The sequence below is a fragment of the Pseudomonas sp. TE36184 genome (genome assembly GCF_054060055.1).
Map to the genome: position 1 here is coordinate 1,069,048 of NZ_JBSSCU010000001.1, position 19,809 is coordinate 1,088,856.

The following is a 19,809-nucleotide window of genomic DNA, read 5'->3' on the forward strand; positions in this document are numbered from 1 at the left end:
CGGCGCAGCCCTGAGCAGGAGGGCATGGATGCCCCCCACGCTCTCGCGCTTATGCCCTGCGTTGGCGCACCAGGTGCTTGAAGCCTTCGTACACCAGCACCATCACCGCCAGCCAGATCGGGATGTAGGTCAGCCATTCGCCCGTCTTGATACCTTCACCCAGCAGCAACGCCACCCCCAGCAGCAGGACCGGCTCCACATAACTGAGCAACCCGAACAGGCTGAATGCGAGCAAGCGGCTGGCAATGATATAGCTCACCAGCGCCGAGGCACTGATGACGCCCAGCATCGGGATCAATGCGTACAGTTTCGGATGGGCCGCCATCACCGCAAAGCCCTGTTCGCCGCTTTGCACAAACCACCAGGCCACCGGCAGCATCAGCGCCATGTCCAGCCACAGCCCGCCCAAATGGTCGGTGGTCAGGTATTTGCGCACCACGAAATAGACCGGGTAGCCGATGATCACCACCAGCGTGGCCCAGGAAAAACCACCGGCCTGATACAGTTCGTTAAGCACCCCAAGGGCTGCAAAAAACACTGCGATCTGTTGCAGCCGCGACAAGCGTTCGCCGTACACCAGGCGTCCGGTCAGCACCATGGTCAGCGGCAGCAGGAAATAGCCCACCGACACATCCAGGCTGCGCCCATTCAGCGGCGCCCACATGAACAGCCACAATTGCACGCCGAGCAGCGCCGAGGACACCACGATGCCGCCAATCAGTCGCGGCCTGGCCGCCAGCATCCGCAGCACGTCCCATACCCGTCGCCATTCGCCGCTGATGAGCATGAACACCGTCATGCACGGCACGGTGAGTAACATGCGCCAGCCGAAAATCTCCAGGCCACTCAAGGGCGTCAGCAGCGACGTGAAGTAATACATCACGGCAAACAACACCGAAGCCAAGACCGATAACACAACACCTTTAGACACGCTGTCCTCGCGAAAACCGTTGGATACAAAAGAGGGGGGATTTCAGCAGGGGAATATAGTGCTTTTGGCGTCAGAGGGTGGCTCTGTTTTGGGGCGTTTCATCCAGGTTTTGCTCACTGCCCTCGGCAGAAGGGCAGTGAACTGCGATTTTCCGGGGGGTTACGTGCGTGCCATGCGCCCCGACACAAAGTGACCGACATCATTGAAGCCCGGGGTGGACGAGTGCCCCGGCGTTACCAGCGAGTCGATAAAGGCCTCGTCCTCAACCGTGAGCTTCACATCCAGTGCGCCGGTGTACGCATCCCACTGCGCTTCGGTGCGCGGGCCGACAATCGCAGAGCTGACGGCCGCGTTATTCAGTACCCAGGCGATTGCGAATTCGACAATCCCCACGCCACGTTCTTGGGCGTATTGCTGGATTTGCTTAGCAATGCGCAGCGACTCGACCCGCCATTCGGTTTCCAGAATGCGCTTGTCCTGCCGCGCGGCGCGGCTGCCGGCCTCGGGCGTGGCATCGGGTGCGTATTTTCCGCTGAGTACGCCACGGGCCAGTGGGCTGTAAGGCACCACGCCCAAGCCATAGGCGGCTGCGGCGGTGATCTGTTCGATCTCGGCCTGGCGATTGACGATGTTGTACAGCGGCTGGCTGATCACCGGCTTGTCCACGCCCAGGCGCTCGGCCACGCGAATCACTTCGGCAATGCGCCAGCCGCGGTAGTTGGACAGGCCCCAGTAACGGATCTTGCCCTGGCGAATCAGGTCGCCGATCGCCGATACGCTGACCTCCAGCGGGGTGTTGTGGTCTTCGCGGTGCAGGTAGTAGATATCCAGGTAGTCGGTGTCGAGGCGGGTCAGGCTGGCTTCCAGTGCATTGAAAATACGCTTGCGGCTCAAACCGCTGCGGTTGGGCAAACCGTCCGGTGGGCCAAAGCCGACCTTGGACGCCACCACCCAATCCTGACGCTGGCGGGCGATGGCTTCACCGACCAGCTCTTCCGAACGTCCGCCTGTATAAACGTCGGCAGTGTCGATGAAGTTGATGCCCTGGTCCCAGGCCTTGTCGATGATGCGCAACGAGTCTTCGGTGTTGGTCTGTTCGCCAAACATCATGGTGCCCAGGGTCAAGGCGCTGACCTTCAACCCGGATTGGCCCAACGTGCGATAAATCATGCAAAGCTCCTCAAATCAGGAAAACGTGTGCCATGCAATACCAGACTCGCAGGCTCTGGGACAAGCCCTGGGCGTGTTTCTTCATACGCTCAGCAGCGTCCGGCAATGTGTCTGGAGGAAGCGATGCAACACTTTCACCCGTTCCGACACTTGCAGGCGATGGGGGCACATCAGATTGAAGGGCGTGGGTTCGCCCTGCCAGTCGGTCAACAGCGGCACCAGGCGCCCGGCCTGGATGTCGCTGGCGATATCCAGGTTGGCTTTATAGGCGATGCCATGCCCGGCCAATGCCCAGCGCCGCACGATTTCGCCGTCATCGCTCAAATAGTCGCCCGTCACCTCGACTTCCTGCAGCTCGGCGCCTTGGCGGAAGTACCAGGTGTTGTTGGCCCGCCCCTGGCGCATGTAGCGCAGCGTGTTGTGTTGCGCCAGTTCTGCCGGCGTGCTCGGTGCGCCATGGCGCGCGAGGTAGGCGGGGCTGGCGCAGGCGATGCGGCGGTGGTCCGGCACCACCGGCAACGCCACCAGGCTGGAGTCACGGGGTACACCGAAGCGCAGCGCGATGTCGACAGTTTCGCGGAACAGGTCGGCGTTACTGTCGTTCAGCAACAGTTGAACGCGGATGCTCGGGTGCTCCAGCTTGAACTCATCCAGCCAGCCCAGCAGCACGTTGCGCCCGAAATCCGAAGGCGCGGCCAATTGCAGCCAACCGCTGAGGCTTTGGCCTTGTTGCTTGATCGCCTGTTCACCTTCGGACAGGGCTTCCAGGGCCACGCGCACGCTGTCCAGATAGCGCCGGCCTTCCTCGGTCAGGCGCATGCTGCGGGTGGAGCGCGCCAGCAGCCGTATGCCCAGGCGGGTTTCCAGGCGTTTGAGCGCAATACTCGCGGCGGCCGGCGTGAGACTGAGGCTGCGCGCGGCCGCCGACAGGCTGCCGGTGTCGGCGCTGCGCACGAAGACTTCCAGGTCGAGAATCGAGCTCATTTGTAAAAATCCTTTAAATATCTTGTCGTTTTACCGGGATTTTTCGCTGATTGCCAAGCTGGGAAGATGAACGCTCATTTTTTGACCCAGGATCTTTCTCCATGACCCATTCCCTCAGCGGTAAAACTGTCATCGTTATCGGCGGCAGCAGCGGCATTGGCGCGGCAGTGGCCAAGGCGGCAACCGCGCGTGGCGCGCAGGTGGTGCTGGCCGGACGGCGTGTGTCCTCCGGCGTCGATAACGGCGTGCGCAGCGAACCGGTGGACGTCACCGACAGCGCCTCCCTGCAACGCCTGTTCGAAGCCGTGGGGCACTTTGATCATCTGGTCTATACCGCCGGCCCATCGGTGCGCGCCAAGAACCTGATCGACACCGACCTGGACGAAGCCCAGGATAATTTCAACGTTAAACTCTGGGGTTCGTTGCGTGCGATTCAACGGGCGCTGCCGTTCCTCGACGAGCACGGCAGCATCAGCCTGACCTCCGGTCAACTGGGGCGCAAATTGGCGCCCGGTCAGTTCATCAAGACCGGTATCAATGCCGCCACCGAAGCGCTGGGCAAGCAATTGGCCAAGGAGCTGGCACCGCGTCGGGTGAATGTGATCAGCCCTGGCGTGATCGACACGCCGGCGTATGCCGGGTTGGACGACACGCAGCGCCTGGCGATGTTTGCCAAGGTGGAGGGCGCATTGCCAGTAGGTCGCGTCGGGGAGGCCGACGAAGTGGCGGCGGGGTTTGTGCTGGCCATGGAAAATGGCTTTATGACCGGCGCCGTGATCGATATCGACGGCGGCGGCCAGTTGTAAATCCCCAACCCAGAGTAGGAGCAAGCCTGCTCCAACTGTCAGACTTTGAGGGTGCGGGTCATACGCAGTGCCAACACACTGCCGCCGACGATCACCGCCGCCAGCAGGTACAGCGCGATATCCGTGGACCCGGTGGCATCCTTCACAAAGCCGACGATGTACGGGCTGAGGAAGCCGGCCATCTGGCCCATCGAGTTGATCAACGCCAGGCCACCTGCCGCCGCGCCCGCACTGAGCATGGCGGTGGGCACCGGCCAGAACATCGGCAGGCCGGTGAGGGCGCCCATGGTGGCGATGGTCAGGCCGAGAATGGCGATGGCCGGGGTGGTGGCGAAATTCACCGCGATCACCAGGCCCAGCGCGCCCATCAACATCGGCACCACCAAATGCCAGCGCCGCTCCTTGCGCAAGTCGGCGGAGCGGCCCACCAGCAACATGAACACCGCGGCCAGCAGGTAGGGGATCGCGCTGAGCCAGCCGATCACCAGGTTATCGCTGAACCCCAGGTTCTTGATGATCGACGGCAACCAGAAGTTGATCGCGTAGACGCCGCTCTGAATGCAGAAATAGATCAAGCCGAACGCCCAGATCGCCGGGTTCTTGAACACTTCGGCGAGGGAGTCGGTGGTGGTTTTCGGCTTGTTCGCCAGGTCAGTCGCGTGGTCGGCTTCCAGCATTGCGCGCTCATGCGGTTGGAGCCATTTGGCGTTGGCAAAACTGTCGCTGAGCAGGAAATAGGCGAGGGCGCCCAGGATTACGGTCGGGATACCTTGCAACAGGAACATCCACTGCCAGCCGGCGAGCCCGCCTTGGCCGGCGCCGAAGTGGTTGAGTATCCAGCCGGAAAACGGGCTGCCCAACAGGCCGGACACCGGAATCGCCGACATGAACAACGCCATGATCCGCCCACGGCGGAACGTCGGGAACCACTGCGAGAGATACAGCACCACACCGGGGAAGAAGCCGGCTTCGGCGGCACCGGTCAACAGGCGCAACGTATAGAAATGCGTCGGCGTGGTGACGAACAGCAGGCAGGTAGACAGCGTGCCCCAGACGATCATCATCAAGGCAATCCAGCGCCGCGGACCGAACTTGGTCAGCGCCAGGTTGCTCGGCACGCCACACAGCACGTAGCCGATAAAGAAGATCCCGGCACCCAGGCCGTACACGGTTTCGCTGAACTTCAACGCATCGAGCATCTGCAACTTGGCAAAGCCAACGTTCACCCGGTCAAGGTAGTTGAACAGGTAGCAGATAAAAATGAAGGGGATCAGGCGCAGGGTAATGCGCTTGTAGATGGCGTTTTTATCGTCATCGGTGGCCAGTGGTGCAACGGCGCTCTGTGACATGGGAGTCTCTCTTTATTATGATTTTTTGCGATGCGAGGGTAACGTTGATCGCCCCATGAGTCTCGGCCACCTGGCGGGGTGCTGTCTTTGTGCTCGCGCACAGTGAAGCATCCTTTGCGCTGTGCCGATGAACAACCGCCGCTTTCAAGGAAATTAGCCCCATGTTCGAGCTGGATCATGACCTGGCGCAGGATATCGTCGATCGCACCATGGCGATCCTGCCGCATAACGTCAACGTCATGGACAGCCAGGGCCTGATCCTCGGCAGCGGCGAGCCGGAGCGCATCAACACGCGGCATGAAGGCGCGCAACTGGTGTTGGCCAACGGCCGCGTGGTGGAGATCGACGGGCAGACCGCCAAGCACCTCAAGGGCGTGCAACCGGGCATCAACCTGCCGTTGATGCACGACCAGCGCCTGATCGGCGTGCTCGGCATTACCGGCGAGCCGGAGGGGCTGCGCACGTATGCCGAACTGGTACGCATGACCGCAGAAATGCTGGTCAGCCACCGGCATCAGCAAGCCGAGCAACAATGGCGACGCCAGCGCTGCGACGATCTGTTGGCGTTGCTGCTGGCCGACACTGGCGACTCGCCACGCCTGGTGGATGAGGCGCAGCAACTGGGGCTCAAGCCGCAGATGGCGCGCACGCCGTATCTGTTCGAGTTGGGGGCGGGGCAGACGGCGGAAGCGTTGAGTGCCTGGTTGACGTCGCGCTATCCGGACAGTTGGTGCGTCAGCTCCGCGCAGTATTCGCTGCTGTGGTGCCGGCCGGCGGCGGTGCCGGTGGACAATCCGCGCCTGCTGGAAAAGCTCGAAGGCCTGGGCTGGACGATTCTGCGGGTGGCGGTGGGCGGGCAAGCCGATGGCTTGGCGGGGTTGCGTCGTTGTTATCGACGCGTGGGCGACCTGCTGGCCTACGGCCGCGATGTCCTGCCGCATTCACGGCTGCTGACCCTCAACCGCTATCGCCTGCCGGTGATGCTCTGGCGGCATCGCAACGACGATGCCCTGGACGAGTTGCTCAACCCGCTGCGAAAAGTGCTGGCCAAGGACAACAACGGCCAACTGCAGGCGACCTTGCGCAGTTGGTGCGAACACGACGGGCAAAGCCAGGCGTGCGCCGATGCGCTGGGCATTCACCGCAACAGCCTGCGCTACCGCATGGAGCGCATTGCCGAACTCAGCGGGGTCGACCCGTTGACGCTGGATGGCATGCTCGCGCTGTACCTTGGCGTCCAGCTGCTGCCCCAGGTTTTGTCGGAATGACCAACAAGCCGGGTTCGCACTTGTGCATCGGACCAGCGTCATTGCCGCTGCCAACTGGCAGCATGGGCGGCATAAAAACCGGAGAACGCCCATGAAAATCATCATCGCCCCCGATTCGTTCAAGGACAGCCTGAGTGCCGAAGGCGTCGCCCAGGCCATTGCCGAAGGCTTGGCGCAGGTCTGGCCGGATGCACACGTGGTCCAGTGCCCGATGGCGGACGGTGGTGAAGGCACGGTGGAGTCGGTACTCGCCGCCTGCCAGGGCGAACTGCGGCACCAGTCGGTGAAAGGTCCCTTGGGCGCTGCGGTTGACGCGCATTGGGGCTGGCTGGCCGACAGCCACACCGCACTCATCGAAATGGCCGAAGCCAGCGGCCTGCAATTGGTGGCGCCGGGGCAGCGCGACGCGTGCTCCACGACCACCTTCGGCACCGGCGAGCTGATTCGCGCGGCCCTGGACGCCGGTGCCCGGCGCATCATCCTGGCGATTGGCGGCAGTGCCACCAACGATGGCGGCGCAGGCGCGATGCAGGCACTCGGCGTGCAGTTGTTCGATGCCGAGGGTCACCCTCTGGCACCGGGCGGCCTGGCTTTGGCCCGCCTGGCGCGGATCAGCCTGGAACAACTCGACCCGCGCCTGGCCCAGGTGCGCTTTGAAATCGCCGCCGACGTGAATAACCCGTTGTGCGGCCCCCATGGCGCCTCGGCGATTTTCGGCCCGCAAAAAGGCGCCGATCCGCAGCAGGTCGAACAACTCGACGCGGCCCTCGGCCATTTTGCCGACCATTGCGCCAAGGTCCTGCCCAATGACGTGCGCGACGAACCCGGCAGTGGCGCCGCCGGCGGCCTGGGGTTCGCCGCCAAGGCCTTCCTCGGGGCGCAGTTCCGTGCGGGGGTGGAGGTGGTCGCCGAACTGGTCGGCCTCGACGAAGCGATACGCGGCGCCGACCTGGTGATCACCGGTGAAGGTCGTTTCGACGCCCAGACGTTGCGCGGTAAAACACCCTTCGGCGTGGCGCGCATCGCCCAGCGGCACCAGGTCCCGGTGATCGTGATCGCCGGCACGCTGGGTGAAGGCTACGAGCAGATGTACGCCCACGGCGTGGATGCAGCCTTCGCCTTGCCGTCCGGGCCGATGAGCCTGGAGCAGGCCTGCAGCGAGGCACCGCGCTTGTTGCGCGAGCGAGCGGCGGATGTTGCGCGGCTGTGGCGCCGCGCGGCGGGGTCAAGAACCTCGGCTTAGTCCCGTAACGCGAACGCCACCGCTGCCTGCGCATGCAGCACCGTGGTGTCGAGCAGCGGCAGGTTGCTGTGTTCGGGTTTGATCAGCAGGCCGATTTCCGTGCAGCCCAGGATGATTGCCTGGGCGCCGCGTGCGGCCAGGGATGCGATCACGCGCTGATAGACCTGGCGTGACGCCTCGCTGATCACGCCGACGCACAATTCCTCATAGATGATCCGGTGGACGGCCTGGCGCTCGTTCGCATCGGGCACCAGCACGTTCAGGCCGTGGGCGGCCAGGCGCGAGGTGAGAAAGTCCTGTTCCATGGTGAACGCGGTGCCGAGTAAACCCACGGTCAGGGTGCCGGCGGCGACGGCCGCGGCACCTGCGGCATCGGCAATATGCAGAAAGGGAATCGACACCGCCGCTTCGATCCGCGGCGCCACCAAATGCATGGTGTTGGTACACAGCACCACGCACTCGGCCCCCCCGGCTTGCAGGCGGCGCGCGGCATCCTCGAGGATCAGCGCGGCGTCGTCCCAGCGTCCGGCATGCTGGGCCTGTTCCACCGGGCCGAAGTCCACGCTGTACATCAGCAGTTGCGCCGAACGCAGCGGGCCGAGTTGGTCGCGCACGCGCTGGTTGATGATGCGGTAGTACTCGGCGCTGGACTCCCAGCTCATGCCGCCGATCAGGCCGATGGTGTGCATGCGATGCTCCTGACAAGAAATATCGCATCACCTTACCCATCGGCCGCCGAATAGTCATACGCAGTTGCGCGCCAAATAAGCGGAGCAGTTTCACATATCCAGATTGCCCCAGCCCGGCCTGGCTTGCTCCGCTGCCACCGCGTGGATCTGTTTGCCGGTGGCCAGCTCCACCCGGCGCGCCACCTCCGGGTCGTCGGCGAACGGAATCAAACTGGCCTCATCCAGCGTCTCCTCGGATTGACCGAGCAGACAGTACTCCACCGCGCCATACAGGCACACCACCATCAGAAAGCTCCACATCAGACGATCCTCGCGTCAAGCTGCGCGACCCGCAAGTCCGCGACCCGCACCGTGCGCCAGGTGTTGTAGGCCATCAGCAGCATGCCGCTGAGAAACAACACGCCACCGGCAAAGCGCACCACAAACCCCGGATGGCTGGCCTGCAAGGCCTCGACAAACGAGTAGGTGAGGGTGCCGTCATCGTTGATCGCACGCCACATCAGGCCCTGGGTAATGCCGTTGACCCACATCGAGGCGATGTACAGCACGGTGCCGATGGTCGCCAGCCAGAAGTGCAGGTTGATCAGCGTCACGCTGTGCATCTGCTGGCGGCCGAAGACTTTCGGGATCATGTGGTACAGCGAGCCGAAGGTGATCATCGCCACCCAGCCCAACGCGCCGGCATGGACGTGGCCGATGGTCCAGTCAGTGTAGTGGGAGAGGGCGTTGACGGTCTTGATCGCCATCATCGGCCCTTCGAACGTCGACATGCCGTAGAACGCCAGCGACAACACCAAAAAGCGCAGGATCGGGTCGCTGCGCAACTTATGCCAGGCGCCCGACAAGGTCATCATGCCGTTGATCATGCCACCCCAGCTCGGCGCGAGCAGGATCAGCGACATCGCCATGCCCAGCGACTGCGCCCAGTCCGGCAGCGCCGTGTAATGCAAGTGGTGCGGACCGGCCCAGATGTACAAGGTGATCAGCGCCCAGAAATGCACGATGGACAGGCGATAGGAATACACCGGCCGTCCGACTTGTTTCGGCACGAAGTAGTACATCATCCCCAGGAAGCCGGTGGTCAGGAAAAAGCCCACGGCGTTATGCCCGTACCACCATTGCACCATCGCATCGGTGGCGCCGGAATACACCGGGTAGGACTTGAACCAGTCCACCGGAATCGCCAGGTGGTTGACCACATGCAGCATGGCGATCACCAGGATGAACGCGCCGAAAAACCAGTTGCCCACGTAGATGTGCCGGGTCTGGCGCCGTACCACGGTGGTGAAAAACACAATGGCGTAGGCCACCCATACCACCGTCATCCATACCGCGCCGGAGAATTCGATCTCGGCGTATTCCTTGGTGGTGGTGTAGCCCAACGGCAGGCTGATCAACATGATCACGATGACCGATTGCCAACCCCAGAAGGTAAATGCGGCGAGCTTGTCGGAAAACAGCCGCACCTGGCAGGTGCGCTGTACCGCGTAATAACTGGCGGCGAACTGTGCGCTGCCGGCGAACCCGAAGATCACCAGGCTGGTGTGCAACGGTCGCAGTCGGCCAAAAGTCGTCCAGGGCAAATCGAGGTTCATTTCCGGCCAGACCAGCTGCGAAGCGATCCACACGCCCATGGCCATGCCCACCACGCCCCATACGATGGTGGCGATCACGAATTGGCGGACGACCTTGTAGTTATAGGCCTGTCCGATTGTTGCTGTGCTCATGCTCAGTCCTCCCACGGTTCCAAGTGGCAGGCACTGTAGGAAGTGTGGCTAAAACAAAACAGACTCAGAAAAAGCTGATTACTACGGATCAGTTTATTCGGCGTGAAAGCACGGCTTATAGCCCATCTGATCCGCTTTTTAAGCCTGCACCTGAATCTTTAATGCCCTGCGCCGCAGGCGCATAGTCGCCCCCCTAGAAGCCGCGCCCTGGGACGCGGCCAACCCTGATGAGGCGGTGATATGTACCAGTACGATGCATACGACCGGGCGCTGGTGTTCGAGCGCGTGGCGCAATTTCGTGATCAGGTCGAGCGTTTTATCGCCGGCGAATTGAGCGAAGAAGAGTTTCTGCCCTTGCGCCTGCAGAACGGCCTGTACCTGCAAAAGTATGCCTACATGCTGCGGGTGGCGATTCCCTACGGCACCTTGAGCGCCGAACAGATGCGTACCCTGGCCAGCATCGCCCGCGACTACGACCGTGGCTACGGCCACTTCACCACCCGGCAGAACCTGCAGTTCAACTGGATCGAGCTGCACCAGGTGCCCGACATCCTCGAACGCCTGGCCCAGGTGGACATGCATGCGATCCAGACCTCCGGTAACTGCGTGCGCAATATCACCACCGAAGCCTTTGCCGGGGTCGCGGCCGACGAGCTGCTGGACCCGCGCCCGTTGGCGGAGATTCTGCGCCAGTGGTCGACCATCAACCCGGAATTCCTGTTCCTGCCGCGCAAGTTCAAGATCGCCATCTGCTCGGCCCGCGAAGACCGCGCGGCGATCATGATGCATGACATCGGCCTGTACCTTTACCGTGACGACCAAGGCGAGATGCTGTTGCGCGTGATGGTGGGCGGCGGCCTGGGCCGCACGCCGATCCTCGGTTTGCAGATTCGCGAGGGCTTGCCGTGGCGGCACCTGCTGTCCTACGTCGAGGCGGTGTTGCGCGTGTACAACCGGCATGGCCGGCGGGACAACAAGTACAAGGCGCGCATCAAGATCCTGGTCAAGGCGCTGGGGATCGACGCGTTTTCCCAGGAGGTGGAGGAAGAGTGGCAGTACCTGCGCGATGGCCCGGCGCAGTTGACCGATGCCGAATACACGCGGGTGGCGTCGGCCTTCGTGCCGCCGGCGTATGCGTCGCTCAGCGATACCAGCCTGGCCTACGGCACCGAACTGGCCGACAACCCGGGCTTTGCGCGCTGGGTCAGCCGTAACGTCATGCCGCATAAAGTCGCGGGCTACGCCAGCGTGGTGTTGTCCACCAAACCCGGCATCAGCGCGCCGCCCGGCGACGTCAGCGCCCCGCAAATGGAGGCCGTGGCCGAGTGGGCGGAGCGGTTCGGTTTTGGCGAAATCCGTATCGCCCATGAACAGAACATCGTGTTGCCGGATGTGCCCAAGGAGCATCTGCATGCCGTGTGGCGCCTGGCCTGCGAACACGGCCTGGGCGCGGCGAATATCGGCCTGTTGACTGACATCATCGCCTGCCCCGGCGGTGACTTCTGCGCCCTGGCCAATGCCAAGTCGATCCCCATCGCCCAGGCGATCCAGCAGCGCTTCGATAACCTCGACTACCTGCACGACCTGGGTGACATCAGCCTGAACATCTCCGGCTGCATCAATGCCTGCGGCCATCACCACATCGGCAATATCGGCATCCTGGGCGTCGATAAGAATGGCAGTGAGTGGTATCAGATCACCCTCGGCGGGGCCCAGGGCAAACACAGTTCACTGGGCAAAGTGATCGGCCCGTCGTTCAGCGCCGCCGAGATTCCGGATGTGATCGAGCGCGTGATCAGCACCTTCGTGCGCTACCGCGAAAGCGAAGAACGCTTTGTCGATACCGTGCAGCGCATTGGCCTGGAGCCGTTCAAGGAGCAGGTGTACGCGGAGCAGCCGGCATGAATAATCTGTTGAAGCTTGAGCAGGGGCAGGCGCGTCTGGTGGCGGATGATCCGTGGGTGTTGGTGCGTGACGAGGTGCCGGAGGGCGCTGCGCTGATCCTGCCGCTGGCGTCCTATGCGCCGGGGCATGGCGTGTGGCTGGGCCCGGATGATGAGGTCGAACTGCTGCAGCCCTGGCTCGCCACGCTGCCGCTGATTGCCCTGGATTTCCCCAGCTTTCGTGACGGCCGCGCCTATAGCCAGGCCTATCTGTTGCGCACGCGTATGGGCTGGCGAGGCGAGTTGCGGGCGATTGGCGATGTGCTACGCGATCAGCTCAGCCACATGCGCCAGTGCGGGTTCGATGCGTTTGCGGTGCGCGCGGACAAATCGGCTGAAGACGCCCTGAAAGGGCTGGCGGGGATGAGCGTGCAGTACGGGCGTAGTGTGATCGAGCCGCGCCCGCTGTTTCGCAGGCGTTAATCATACGGTGAGTTGCCGCATCTGCCATGATCGCGGTTCGCACTACGGCTCACCCGAGGAAAACCGCAATGGATGATGTACAGCAACTGGGCGAGATGCTTCGTCATTACGCCGATAGCGAAGCGCACAAAAAACAGCTGTTCGAGGTGCAATCGGCGCGCTGGGCGCTAAAGCTCGGCGAGCTGTTCCAGCAGATCGAGCAATGGCTGGAACCGGTCAATACCGCTGGTTTGCTTGAAGTCCACCGTGAAGCGTATGTCGCCAGCGGCCCGAGCGTTCCGGTGGAGACATCGCCGTTCAAGAGCGAAAAACTCACCGTGCAGATCACCGGCAAGAATGTGGAGTTCGTGCCGGACGTGATGGGCGTCGGCGGCTTGATTTCGGTGTCGGTCATGGGCCTGACGGCGGCACGGCACGGCAGTGTTTCACTGGTGCTGCCGGCGGATAAAAACGACTGGTTGTGGAAGAAAACCAACGGTTTGAAAGACCCGGACACCTTCGCCTTCAACGCGAACTTCCTGGCCGCACAGTTGCAGAGCCTGATTCCGCGCGAGCGCGGCTGAGCTTTTCAGCGCTTTTTCCCAGGATTGGCTATACCTACAGCTCAACGTTCTGATGATGACTGCCAAGGAGTTCGATGATGAAACTAAGGCTAATGATCAGCACGCTCTGCATCGCCACGATCGGGATGGTGGGCTGTGCCAGCCAAGTCACGCAACCGGATGAGTATTCAGGATTCCTGTCCGATTACAGCCGCCTCAAGCCGGCCAAGTCGCCTTCGGGCGTCGAGGTGCTGCGTTGGGTCGATCCGAAACTGGATATGAGCCGCTACAACGCGGTGTATATCGAACCGACGCAGTTTTACCCCAGGCCCCAAGCCACCGCGAAAATTCCTGAGAGCACGTTGCGTGGCATCAATGACTACTTCAACCAGGCCCTCAAGCGCGAAGTCGGCAAGTCATTGCCCCTTGCCCAAGGGCCCGGCGCCGGAGTGTTAGTGGTGCGTGCGGCGATTACGGCAGTCAGCAGCAAAACCCAGGGGCTGAAACCTTATGAGTTCGTGCCGGTCGCCCTGGTGGCCGCTGCGGTGAGTAGCGGCACCGGCATCCGCGACCAGGACACGGTGCTGGGCACCGAGGCGCAGTTTCTCGACGGCGCCAACGGCAAGGTGGTTGCCGAGGTAGTACGCAAGGGCACCGGCAAGCCGCTGGAAAACGACTCGCAGGTGATGACGCCCAATGACGTGAAAAGCGTGATCGACGGTTGGGCGTCGGATTTGCATCAGTCGTATCTGAAACTGAAAAAGCGGTAAGTCGCCGACCGTATCACTTCAGTGGCGTCAGCGGCGGCAGCTTCCACTGGCCGTTGTTCGCCTCGGGTTTGGGCAGGTACAGGCGCAACACCGCGTAGAACGGGCCGGGCGGTGCCGGCAACCAGTTGCTCTGTTCGGCTTTTGGCGGTTCGTGGTGTTGCAGCGCCAGGGTCAGGCCGCCATCGGCGTCCAGTTTGAGGTTGGGCAACATCCGCGAATTGATCACATAGCGCTTTTTGTGGTTGGGCACCAGCAACTTGGTCTTGGCGTTGTACAGGGTCAGTGACCAGAAGGCGTCGACCGGCGGCAGTTGGTCCTTGGCGAAGTGGACGGTGTAGCTATGGCGCGCGCCGTTGGCGGGCTTGCCTTCACTGTCGACGACGTAATTGAAGTAGGTGGCTTCATCGGCAGAGTTGCCGAAAAGCCCCACCTCGGCACCGGCATAGCGGTACAGGTCGTTGTTTTTCAGGTGATCGCGGTTGCCGAACAGGTCGCCTATGGCGACCTGCTGGGTGTCGAGTTTGTCTTTTTTGAACGCCGCGAACTCAGCCTTGGCGTCGGCGATCCCGTCTTCCAGCGCTTTACGCTGTTCGGCGCTCAACTGGTTGACCTTGAACGGCGCGCCCGGTGCAATGCCGATGGTGGCAAAGCGTGCGAGCTGGTCTTTCTCGCTGTCCTGGGGGGCAGCGAAGGCGAGCATGAAGTTCAAGTAGCGAAACAGTTGCGGGCCTTCGGTCATGTTGGCCAGCGGTTTGGGCCAATCGATCTTCGGCGCCTTGGCGGGGGCGGCCTGTTTCACATAGCTGCTGAGCGACTGCACTTTGTAGCCATTCTGGATCTGCTTGACCTTGTTCAGGTCCTTTTCATCAAACAACTGCGTGCGGTACAGCGCATAAGCGAGGTTACTTTCGCTATACACCACGCGATCCACATCGACCGGCTGCTGACCTTTCCAGTCGGGCCCGGCGATCATGTAGTGGCCGCCATTGTTGCCGGTGCTGCGCGTGCCCAGGTACGCGAAGTTATGCGTATAGAGGTCGACCAGTTGCACCGAGTAATAGCGGTTGTCTTCGATCTTGGGCAGCGTCAGCACCAGCGGCTCGCTACGCAGGTCCATCCAGACGAAGGAGTAGGGCGTGTCGGGGTTTGGCGTGGCCAGTGTGGTGTCTTTGGGGGTGAAGACCTGGGCGGTGTTGCCAATATGGTTGAACGGCGCCTTGAAGTTGACGCCGCCCTTGTCGACCGCCTGGGTGTAGAGCGTTTTGTACATTTCCACGACCGGGTAACCATACAAATAGGCTTCCTTGGCGATTGCCCGAGCCTCAGAGGGGGTGGCCGTGAAGTCGGCCCAGGCGCCAGAGCTCATGAGTATCGAGAGGCTCGCCAACAGCAGGCGCGTCGGTTTTCCAATCATGTTGTTGCGTCCTTCCAGAGGGCTTGTGAGGAGTACTATTGAATGGTGTGGCAAAGCGGCGAGTTTCCAACTTTATTGGCCGAACGTCACGTTAATCCCGGTATGACGTAGAGCTTGACGTAAAAATGCCGCCCCTGTGGGCGGCATTGGACAAAAACGCAACGTCAGGCTGCGTCAAGCATTTGCTTAACCTTATTGCGCAATTGATCGATGGAGAACGGCTTGGCGATCGATTGCATGCCCGGCTGAACCTCGATGCTCTCGGGATAACCACTGGCAAACAGGACCGGCAGTTGCGGGCGCAGTTCACGCGCCCGGGTGGCCAAGTCCCGGCCATTCATATCCGGCAGGCCGACATCGGTCATCATCAGATCAATGACCTTATTTGTGTCCTTTACGAATTCAAGCGCCGATTTGGCGTCTTCAGCCTCCAGCACACCGAACCCCAACTCTTCGAGTACATCGACGATCAGCATACGCACAATGGAGTCGTCTTCGACTACGAGAATGGTTGAGGTGGGTGCCGACATAGTGAACATTCCTGAAAAAGTGAAGGTGCTGGGCGCGACAGGTCTAAAGGCAATCCACTAGTGAGTAGCGACAAGGCCAGCAAGTTCCGAAAAATTGCTGGCATTGTGAGCTTCGCGCCGGAGAATGTCGCGTCAGGGGCGGAAAAACTACAACGGGACCGACGCGATACGATGGACCTGTGCGGAATCGCGGTAGAACTGCATGTCACCGGACTCAAAATAACTCACTTGATACTCAGGCGTGCCCGGATTCGTACCGTAAGCCCGATGCTGAAACGGGCTGGTGCCGCGGTTCAGGGTACGTTCCAGGCCATTTTTCATGGCCTCGGCCGAGTCAAATTGGGCCATCCCGAAATTCGGATCGAAGTAGAACCAGACGGGTTTGTCGTCACGCACCATGACGCCGGCCAGCAGGGCGTGATCCTTCGTTGCAATCCTCAGGCTCCTTGGCGGGCTCGCATCGGTCAGCTCGGTGGCGATCTGATGATAGGGAATCTGCCTGGGCTGCTTGCCCATATGAAAGGTATCCACGTGTTTGACTGCTTCATGAAACGACCTGAGGGTGCGGATGAACTGCGTCGCCGCAGGGTCCTGTGGATCGGCGGCCGCCTTGAACATATTGCCCAGGTAGGTCGTCTCTCGGCCCGATTGCATGGACAGTGCCAGGGTATTGGCGATACCCGCACATTCGCCTGGTGAAGCCAGATTGACTTGGCTGAGGTAAAACTCCTGGGGCATCGGGGTCAAGGTGCCGCCGACGGCGTGGATATCCCGCTGGAACAGGGTAAAGCCTTCCTGGATCAGTCTGACTTTCTTGCGTTCGATCTGTTTGACCAGCGTGCCGACGTCTTCGGCGCCCAGCCACCCACGGGAGATCAGCATCTGAAGCTCGAGAATCGTCGAGTCTGATGAGAAACCCGGCACCTTGTGCGGGTCACCGTTCGCATAGCCGGCGTTGAAGTCGGAAACCTTCTCGGGGCGTTGCGCGCGTTTCAACTCGTTTTCGAACTCTTTGGGTGCATATTGACCGAGTACGGTCGGCGGGCCCTCCGGCGACTGTATTTCGCCCGCCAGCTTCTTGTAGAGCCAGTCGGTGAAGCTCTGGTTGATCTGCCCCTTCGCCGACACCGTGGTGGGTGCGAAGCCCTGGAGTGGCCCGCCGTAGGCGCGCATTTTTTCCGCGTCGAAGGCATACCACTGGCCATTTTTCAGCACTGCGGCACCGTCAATACTGTGTTCGCCGATCTTTACGGTGCCTGTGGCGACGACGCCATGCTCGTTGCTGGCGGCTTTGAGCAGGTCGTAACGGCCCGACGCGCCACGCAATGCGTTCACACCTTGCGCGCCTTTGGCGCCGAGGAACTTGAGCCCGCCACCGGCCAGGCGGGCCCCGCCAACCGCCAGGTCGCCTGCGCCGCTCAGCGGGTTGAATGCGCCGAACGTGGCCATGCCGATGACTTTGGCCGACCGTGCCACCTTGGTCGCCGCCGAAACGGTGGTCCCTGCGATCTTGACCACTTTTCCGGCCGCACCCACACCCGCCGTCACGATGCCGAACGCGTCCAGGCTCAGATCGATCAAGCCTTCAGCAATGTTGCCGTTGCGGAAGTGGTTGATCGCGGAGCGCAAAGGGACCAGGTCCAACAGGAAGTTTTCAATCATGTCGGACCGGTTCCGAATATTGTCGTCGGTGGTGAGGCCACGCGCCTGTTGCTTGATCGCCGGATCATCGAGGTTGATATGTTCAACGAAGGCATCGGCGATCAGTTGGACGCGGGGCGAGGCGAAGGTATCGCTGGGTGAATCGCCAGGCGGTGTCTGCTCTGTATCAAGCGTGGCTTGACCGGCGCTGGGGGTGAACACCTTTGTTTCGGAGACGATATTCGCCTTCCTTGAAGAGCCAGGCTGTGCCTGCCACTGCGGAATACTGCGGATAGCGCCGGCGTTGAAGTCGATCTCATAGGCCGTGGTCACCCCACCGCGCTCGATCCTTACCAGTAGTTCTTCGCCTTTGGGCAGCTCGGTTTTGTCACTGAACAAACCCAGCCCAAGTTTATGGGCGTGATTTTGATAAAAAGTGACGTTGCCATATTCAAAGTTTTTTCGGTCGTCTGCCGGCAACTGGCTGATCAAGTGCTTGATATACGTGCCGACGGCGTTCTTCTTTTCCTCGATCACCTGCTTGAATTGCGACTCGAACGCCGTGGCCACCCCAAACTCGGGATTGGCGTTCAACGCCCCCACGGGGATACGGCTGTCACGGGAGCCGTAGACCGCGTCGGGTCCAACGTCCATCATCGCGACATCCAGCAGCGAGTGCACGCCCGGCACCTGATTTCTACGCCGGATATCCCCGCCCGGCATATGGGTGACGCGAATCAAGGGTTCTTCGAACAGCGCCTCCTTGTCGGGAAAGCGTTGTTTCAGCTCGGCCAATGCCATCGCTTTACGGGACGGGATGTCTTTGTCGAAGGCCTCTGAGGCGGCCAGCATCACGGACTGGCGTTCGCTGAAGCGAGTCACCAGGTTGTTCAGTTCATCGGACGCGTACAGATGCTCGGCTTTTTTCTCCAGCAGGCCATTGGCCGTGCCCCAATCGATCAAGGCGTTACGTTGAGCGGTGTTCGTCATGTTCACGTCTGCGCCGCTGGCGTGTTCGGCTTCCAGCATGACCGCGGCGAAGCTCATATTGGCGACCCGGCCGGGTATGTGCGCGTCGACCATCGTCGCGGCGATTGCGAGGTTGACCCAGGCCGGGCTGCCAAAGGTCACGCTGTCGGGAATGTCCTTGACCAGAAATACCGGCGCACGACCCGCCAGCAGCAGGTGGGCGGCTGCGCCAGCCAGTTCTGGGCTGGTTTTACCCTGAGCCACCAGGTGTTGGCGCAGGGCATCGACGATTTGGGCGGCCGACTTGCCCCTGAGTGAGTCGTCGGCCAGGTCGAAGCCGGCCACGTTGTTGCGTTGGGGGGCGGTGATGGACTCTGGGTCCAGCTGCAGTATCACGGCCGCGAGCAGGTAATCGAGGCTGCTGCTATCGGTGGCAATGCCCTGCATCTGTTCCTGAAGCGCGTGGCCCAATGATTGCGCTTCTGGTGAACTGACAAGGGCGTTCAACGTCGCGCCCGGGCTCGTCAGCGCTTCGGCCGCGAGAGGGGTTCGATGCCGCAGGAACTCCAGTACTCCGCCAGTGGTGTGCTTGAGCGGCTGTTTTTGCCCAAGAGGGTCGGTGTAATCCAGGGTGCGGCTGCGCAAGCGTTGTTGCTCATCGGCGCTCAAGGGCACCGGCCAGCTGAGGGCGCCGCCCAGGTTACCCAACGGGTGCGCCTGGGATCGGGCGGCCATGGCGTCCGACAGCCCGGTCAGGGATAAATGGCTATAGGGTGAAAGCAATCCTCCCTGGCGATTGATAAAGCTATCCACGCTGGTGCTGCCGCCGACTTCGCTGTGATAAGCCGAGTCGGGGTGAACGTCCATCGGCGTGGTCTTGAGGGCTGCCTGCACGGCCGGGGTGGAGGCGTCAGGCCCAAGCCGCAGGGCGATTTCGTAGAGTTTGTCGGCAAGTGTTTTAAGGTTGTGATAATGCCCCAGCTTCGCCTTGAGGCTAGCGCTTTGCGCTACGGTGACGCTGGCTGGCGGCTGCACCGTTGGCGCGGGCGAGTCGTGGCTGGGGACGGGTGTCAACGTCGGCGGTGTAGCGGCGGGTATTGCGGGTGGCGTGGAGAGCGGCATCAATGAAACGCTGGGGAGGGTTTGCAAGGAAATAGTCATACGAGCACCGTTTTGTTGAACAGAAGGTGAGCGCCTTTCTCGCGGAGTTTCCTTATTCCCAAGACGCTTTAGTCTGTGGAAAGGCTGATCAACCAGGTTCCGGTTCAGCACGGGCGGAGTGTGAGCAACTGAAACTGTGACGGGATATGGGCGGCGTTCAGGGTGCCGTTGCCCGATTGCGCCGTTTCGGGTTGCAGCGGTTCATGGCAGAAAAATAGCGTTCAACCGCAACTTTGGGGCAAACTCCCG

The 19,809-nt window shown here is 61.6% G+C and carries 17 protein-coding genes; 7 read left to right on the plus strand and 10 right to left on the minus strand.

Features of this window, described 5'->3' with window-relative positions:
• Positions 1 to 49: 49 nt before the first annotated feature.
• From rarD to ACVWZP_RS04855, 3 genes are all read right to left on the minus strand, one after another.
• Positions 50 to 931, minus strand: coding sequence for an EamA family transporter RarD (rarD, locus tag ACVWZP_RS04845; RefSeq protein ID WP_057004165.1), 882 nt, complete (start codon positions 929 to 931; stop codon positions 50 to 52).
• Positions 932 to 1,090: 159 nt separating this feature from the next.
• On the minus strand, positions 1,091 to 2,101 hold the full coding sequence (locus ACVWZP_RS04850) for an aldo/keto reductase (protein ID WP_256822175.1): 1,011 nt from the start codon (positions 2,099 to 2,101) through the stop codon (positions 1,091 to 1,093).
• An 81-nt stretch (positions 2,102 to 2,182) separates the two neighbouring features.
• Positions 2,183 to 3,085 (minus strand): LysR family transcriptional regulator, encoded by a 903-nt coding sequence (locus ACVWZP_RS04855; protein ID WP_457369445.1) that lies wholly within the window; start codon positions 3,083 to 3,085, stop codon positions 2,183 to 2,185.
• Between the two features lie 101 nt (positions 3,086 to 3,186).
• Between ACVWZP_RS04855 and ACVWZP_RS04860 the strand changes: the two genes are divergently transcribed.
• Positions 3,187 to 3,891, plus strand: coding sequence for an SDR family oxidoreductase (locus tag ACVWZP_RS04860; RefSeq protein WP_177032227.1), 705 nt, complete (start codon positions 3,187 to 3,189; stop codon positions 3,889 to 3,891).
• A 38-nt stretch (positions 3,892 to 3,929) separates the two neighbouring features.
• Here the strand turns inward: ACVWZP_RS04860 and ACVWZP_RS04865 are convergent, their stop codons facing one another.
• Complete coding sequence (locus ACVWZP_RS04865) at positions 3,930 to 5,240, minus strand: MFS transporter (RefSeq protein WP_017846287.1); 1,311 nt, start codon at positions 5,238 to 5,240, stop codon at positions 3,930 to 3,932.
• A gap of 161 nt (positions 5,241 to 5,401) precedes the next feature.
• Between ACVWZP_RS04865 and ACVWZP_RS04870 the strand changes: the two genes are divergently transcribed.
• Together ACVWZP_RS04870 and ACVWZP_RS04875 are read left to right on the plus strand one after the other, a co-directional pair.
• Positions 5,402 to 6,508 (plus strand): sugar diacid recognition domain-containing protein, encoded by a 1,107-nt coding sequence (locus tag ACVWZP_RS04870; protein WP_046489470.1) that lies wholly within the window; start codon positions 5,402 to 5,404, stop codon positions 6,506 to 6,508.
• Between the two features lie 91 nt (positions 6,509 to 6,599).
• Complete coding sequence (locus tag ACVWZP_RS04875; protein WP_057004161.1) at positions 6,600 to 7,751, plus strand: glycerate kinase; 1,152 nt, start codon at positions 6,600 to 6,602, stop codon at positions 7,749 to 7,751.
• On the opposite strand, the gene ACVWZP_RS04880 is transcribed toward ACVWZP_RS04875, so the two are convergent.
• The 3 genes from ACVWZP_RS04880 to ccoN all read right to left on the minus strand — a co-directional run bounded on the left by ACVWZP_RS04880 (position 7,748) and on the right by ccoN (position 10,167).
• On the minus strand, positions 7,748 to 8,440 hold the full coding sequence (locus tag ACVWZP_RS04880) for an aspartate/glutamate racemase family protein (RefSeq protein WP_046383518.1): 693 nt from the start codon (positions 8,438 to 8,440) through the stop codon (positions 7,748 to 7,750). The genes ACVWZP_RS04875 and ACVWZP_RS04880 overlap by 4 nt on opposite strands.
• A gap of 90 nt (positions 8,441 to 8,530) precedes the next feature.
• Complete coding sequence (locus tag ACVWZP_RS04885) at positions 8,531 to 8,740, minus strand: cbb3-type cytochrome c oxidase subunit 3 (RefSeq protein WP_457369446.1); 210 nt, start codon at positions 8,738 to 8,740, stop codon at positions 8,531 to 8,533.
• On the minus strand, positions 8,740 to 10,167 hold the full coding sequence (gene ccoN / locus ACVWZP_RS04890) for a cytochrome-c oxidase, cbb3-type subunit I (protein ID WP_017846282.1): 1,428 nt from the start codon (positions 10,165 to 10,167) through the stop codon (positions 8,740 to 8,742). Before ccoN ends, ACVWZP_RS04885 begins: the two co-directional genes overlap by 1 nt.
• 240 nt (positions 10,168 to 10,407) lie before the next feature.
• Here ccoN and ACVWZP_RS04895 point away from each other — a divergent pair, with 240 nt between their 5' ends.
• The 4 genes from ACVWZP_RS04895 (at position 10,408) to ACVWZP_RS04910 (ending at position 13,845) form a co-directional block, all read left to right on the plus strand.
• Positions 10,408 to 12,072 carry a nitrite/sulfite reductase gene (locus ACVWZP_RS04895; RefSeq protein WP_457369447.1) on the plus strand — a complete coding sequence of 555 codons (1,665 nt, stop codon included), beginning with the start codon at positions 10,408 to 10,410 and terminating at the stop codon, positions 12,070 to 12,072.
• Positions 12,069 to 12,533 carry a DUF934 domain-containing protein gene (locus ACVWZP_RS04900; protein WP_057004157.1) on the plus strand — a complete coding sequence of 155 codons (465 nt, stop codon included), beginning with the start codon at positions 12,069 to 12,071 and terminating at the stop codon, positions 12,531 to 12,533. Before ACVWZP_RS04895 ends, ACVWZP_RS04900 begins: the two co-directional genes overlap by 4 nt.
• A gap of 68 nt (positions 12,534 to 12,601) precedes the next feature.
• Entirely contained in the window at positions 12,602 to 13,096 is a 495-nt protein-coding gene (locus ACVWZP_RS04905) for a hypothetical protein (RefSeq protein WP_457369448.1), read from the plus strand.
• A gap of 77 nt (positions 13,097 to 13,173) precedes the next feature.
• On the plus strand, positions 13,174 to 13,845 hold the full coding sequence (locus tag ACVWZP_RS04910) for a DUF3313 domain-containing protein (protein WP_026139938.1): 672 nt from the start codon (positions 13,174 to 13,176) through the stop codon (positions 13,843 to 13,845).
• A 13-nt stretch (positions 13,846 to 13,858) separates the two neighbouring features.
• On the opposite strand, the gene ACVWZP_RS04915 is transcribed toward ACVWZP_RS04910, so the two are convergent.
• The 3 genes from ACVWZP_RS04915 to ACVWZP_RS04925 all read right to left on the minus strand — a co-directional run bounded on the left by ACVWZP_RS04915 (position 13,859) and on the right by ACVWZP_RS04925 (position 19,671).
• Entirely contained in the window at positions 13,859 to 15,259 is a 1,401-nt protein-coding gene (locus ACVWZP_RS04915) for a DUF1254 domain-containing protein (protein WP_017846277.1), read from the minus strand.
• Positions 15,260 to 15,423: 164 nt separating this feature from the next.
• Positions 15,424 to 15,789, minus strand: a complete 366-nt coding sequence (locus ACVWZP_RS04920; protein WP_449101192.1) for a response regulator — start codon at positions 15,787 to 15,789, stop codon at positions 15,424 to 15,426.
• 147 nt (positions 15,790 to 15,936) lie between these two features.
• Positions 15,937 to 19,671 carry a hypothetical protein gene (locus tag ACVWZP_RS04925; protein WP_457369449.1) on the minus strand — a complete coding sequence of 1,245 codons (3,735 nt, stop codon included), beginning with the start codon at positions 19,669 to 19,671 and terminating at the stop codon, positions 15,937 to 15,939.
• Between the last annotated feature and the right edge of the window lie 138 nt (positions 19,672 to 19,809).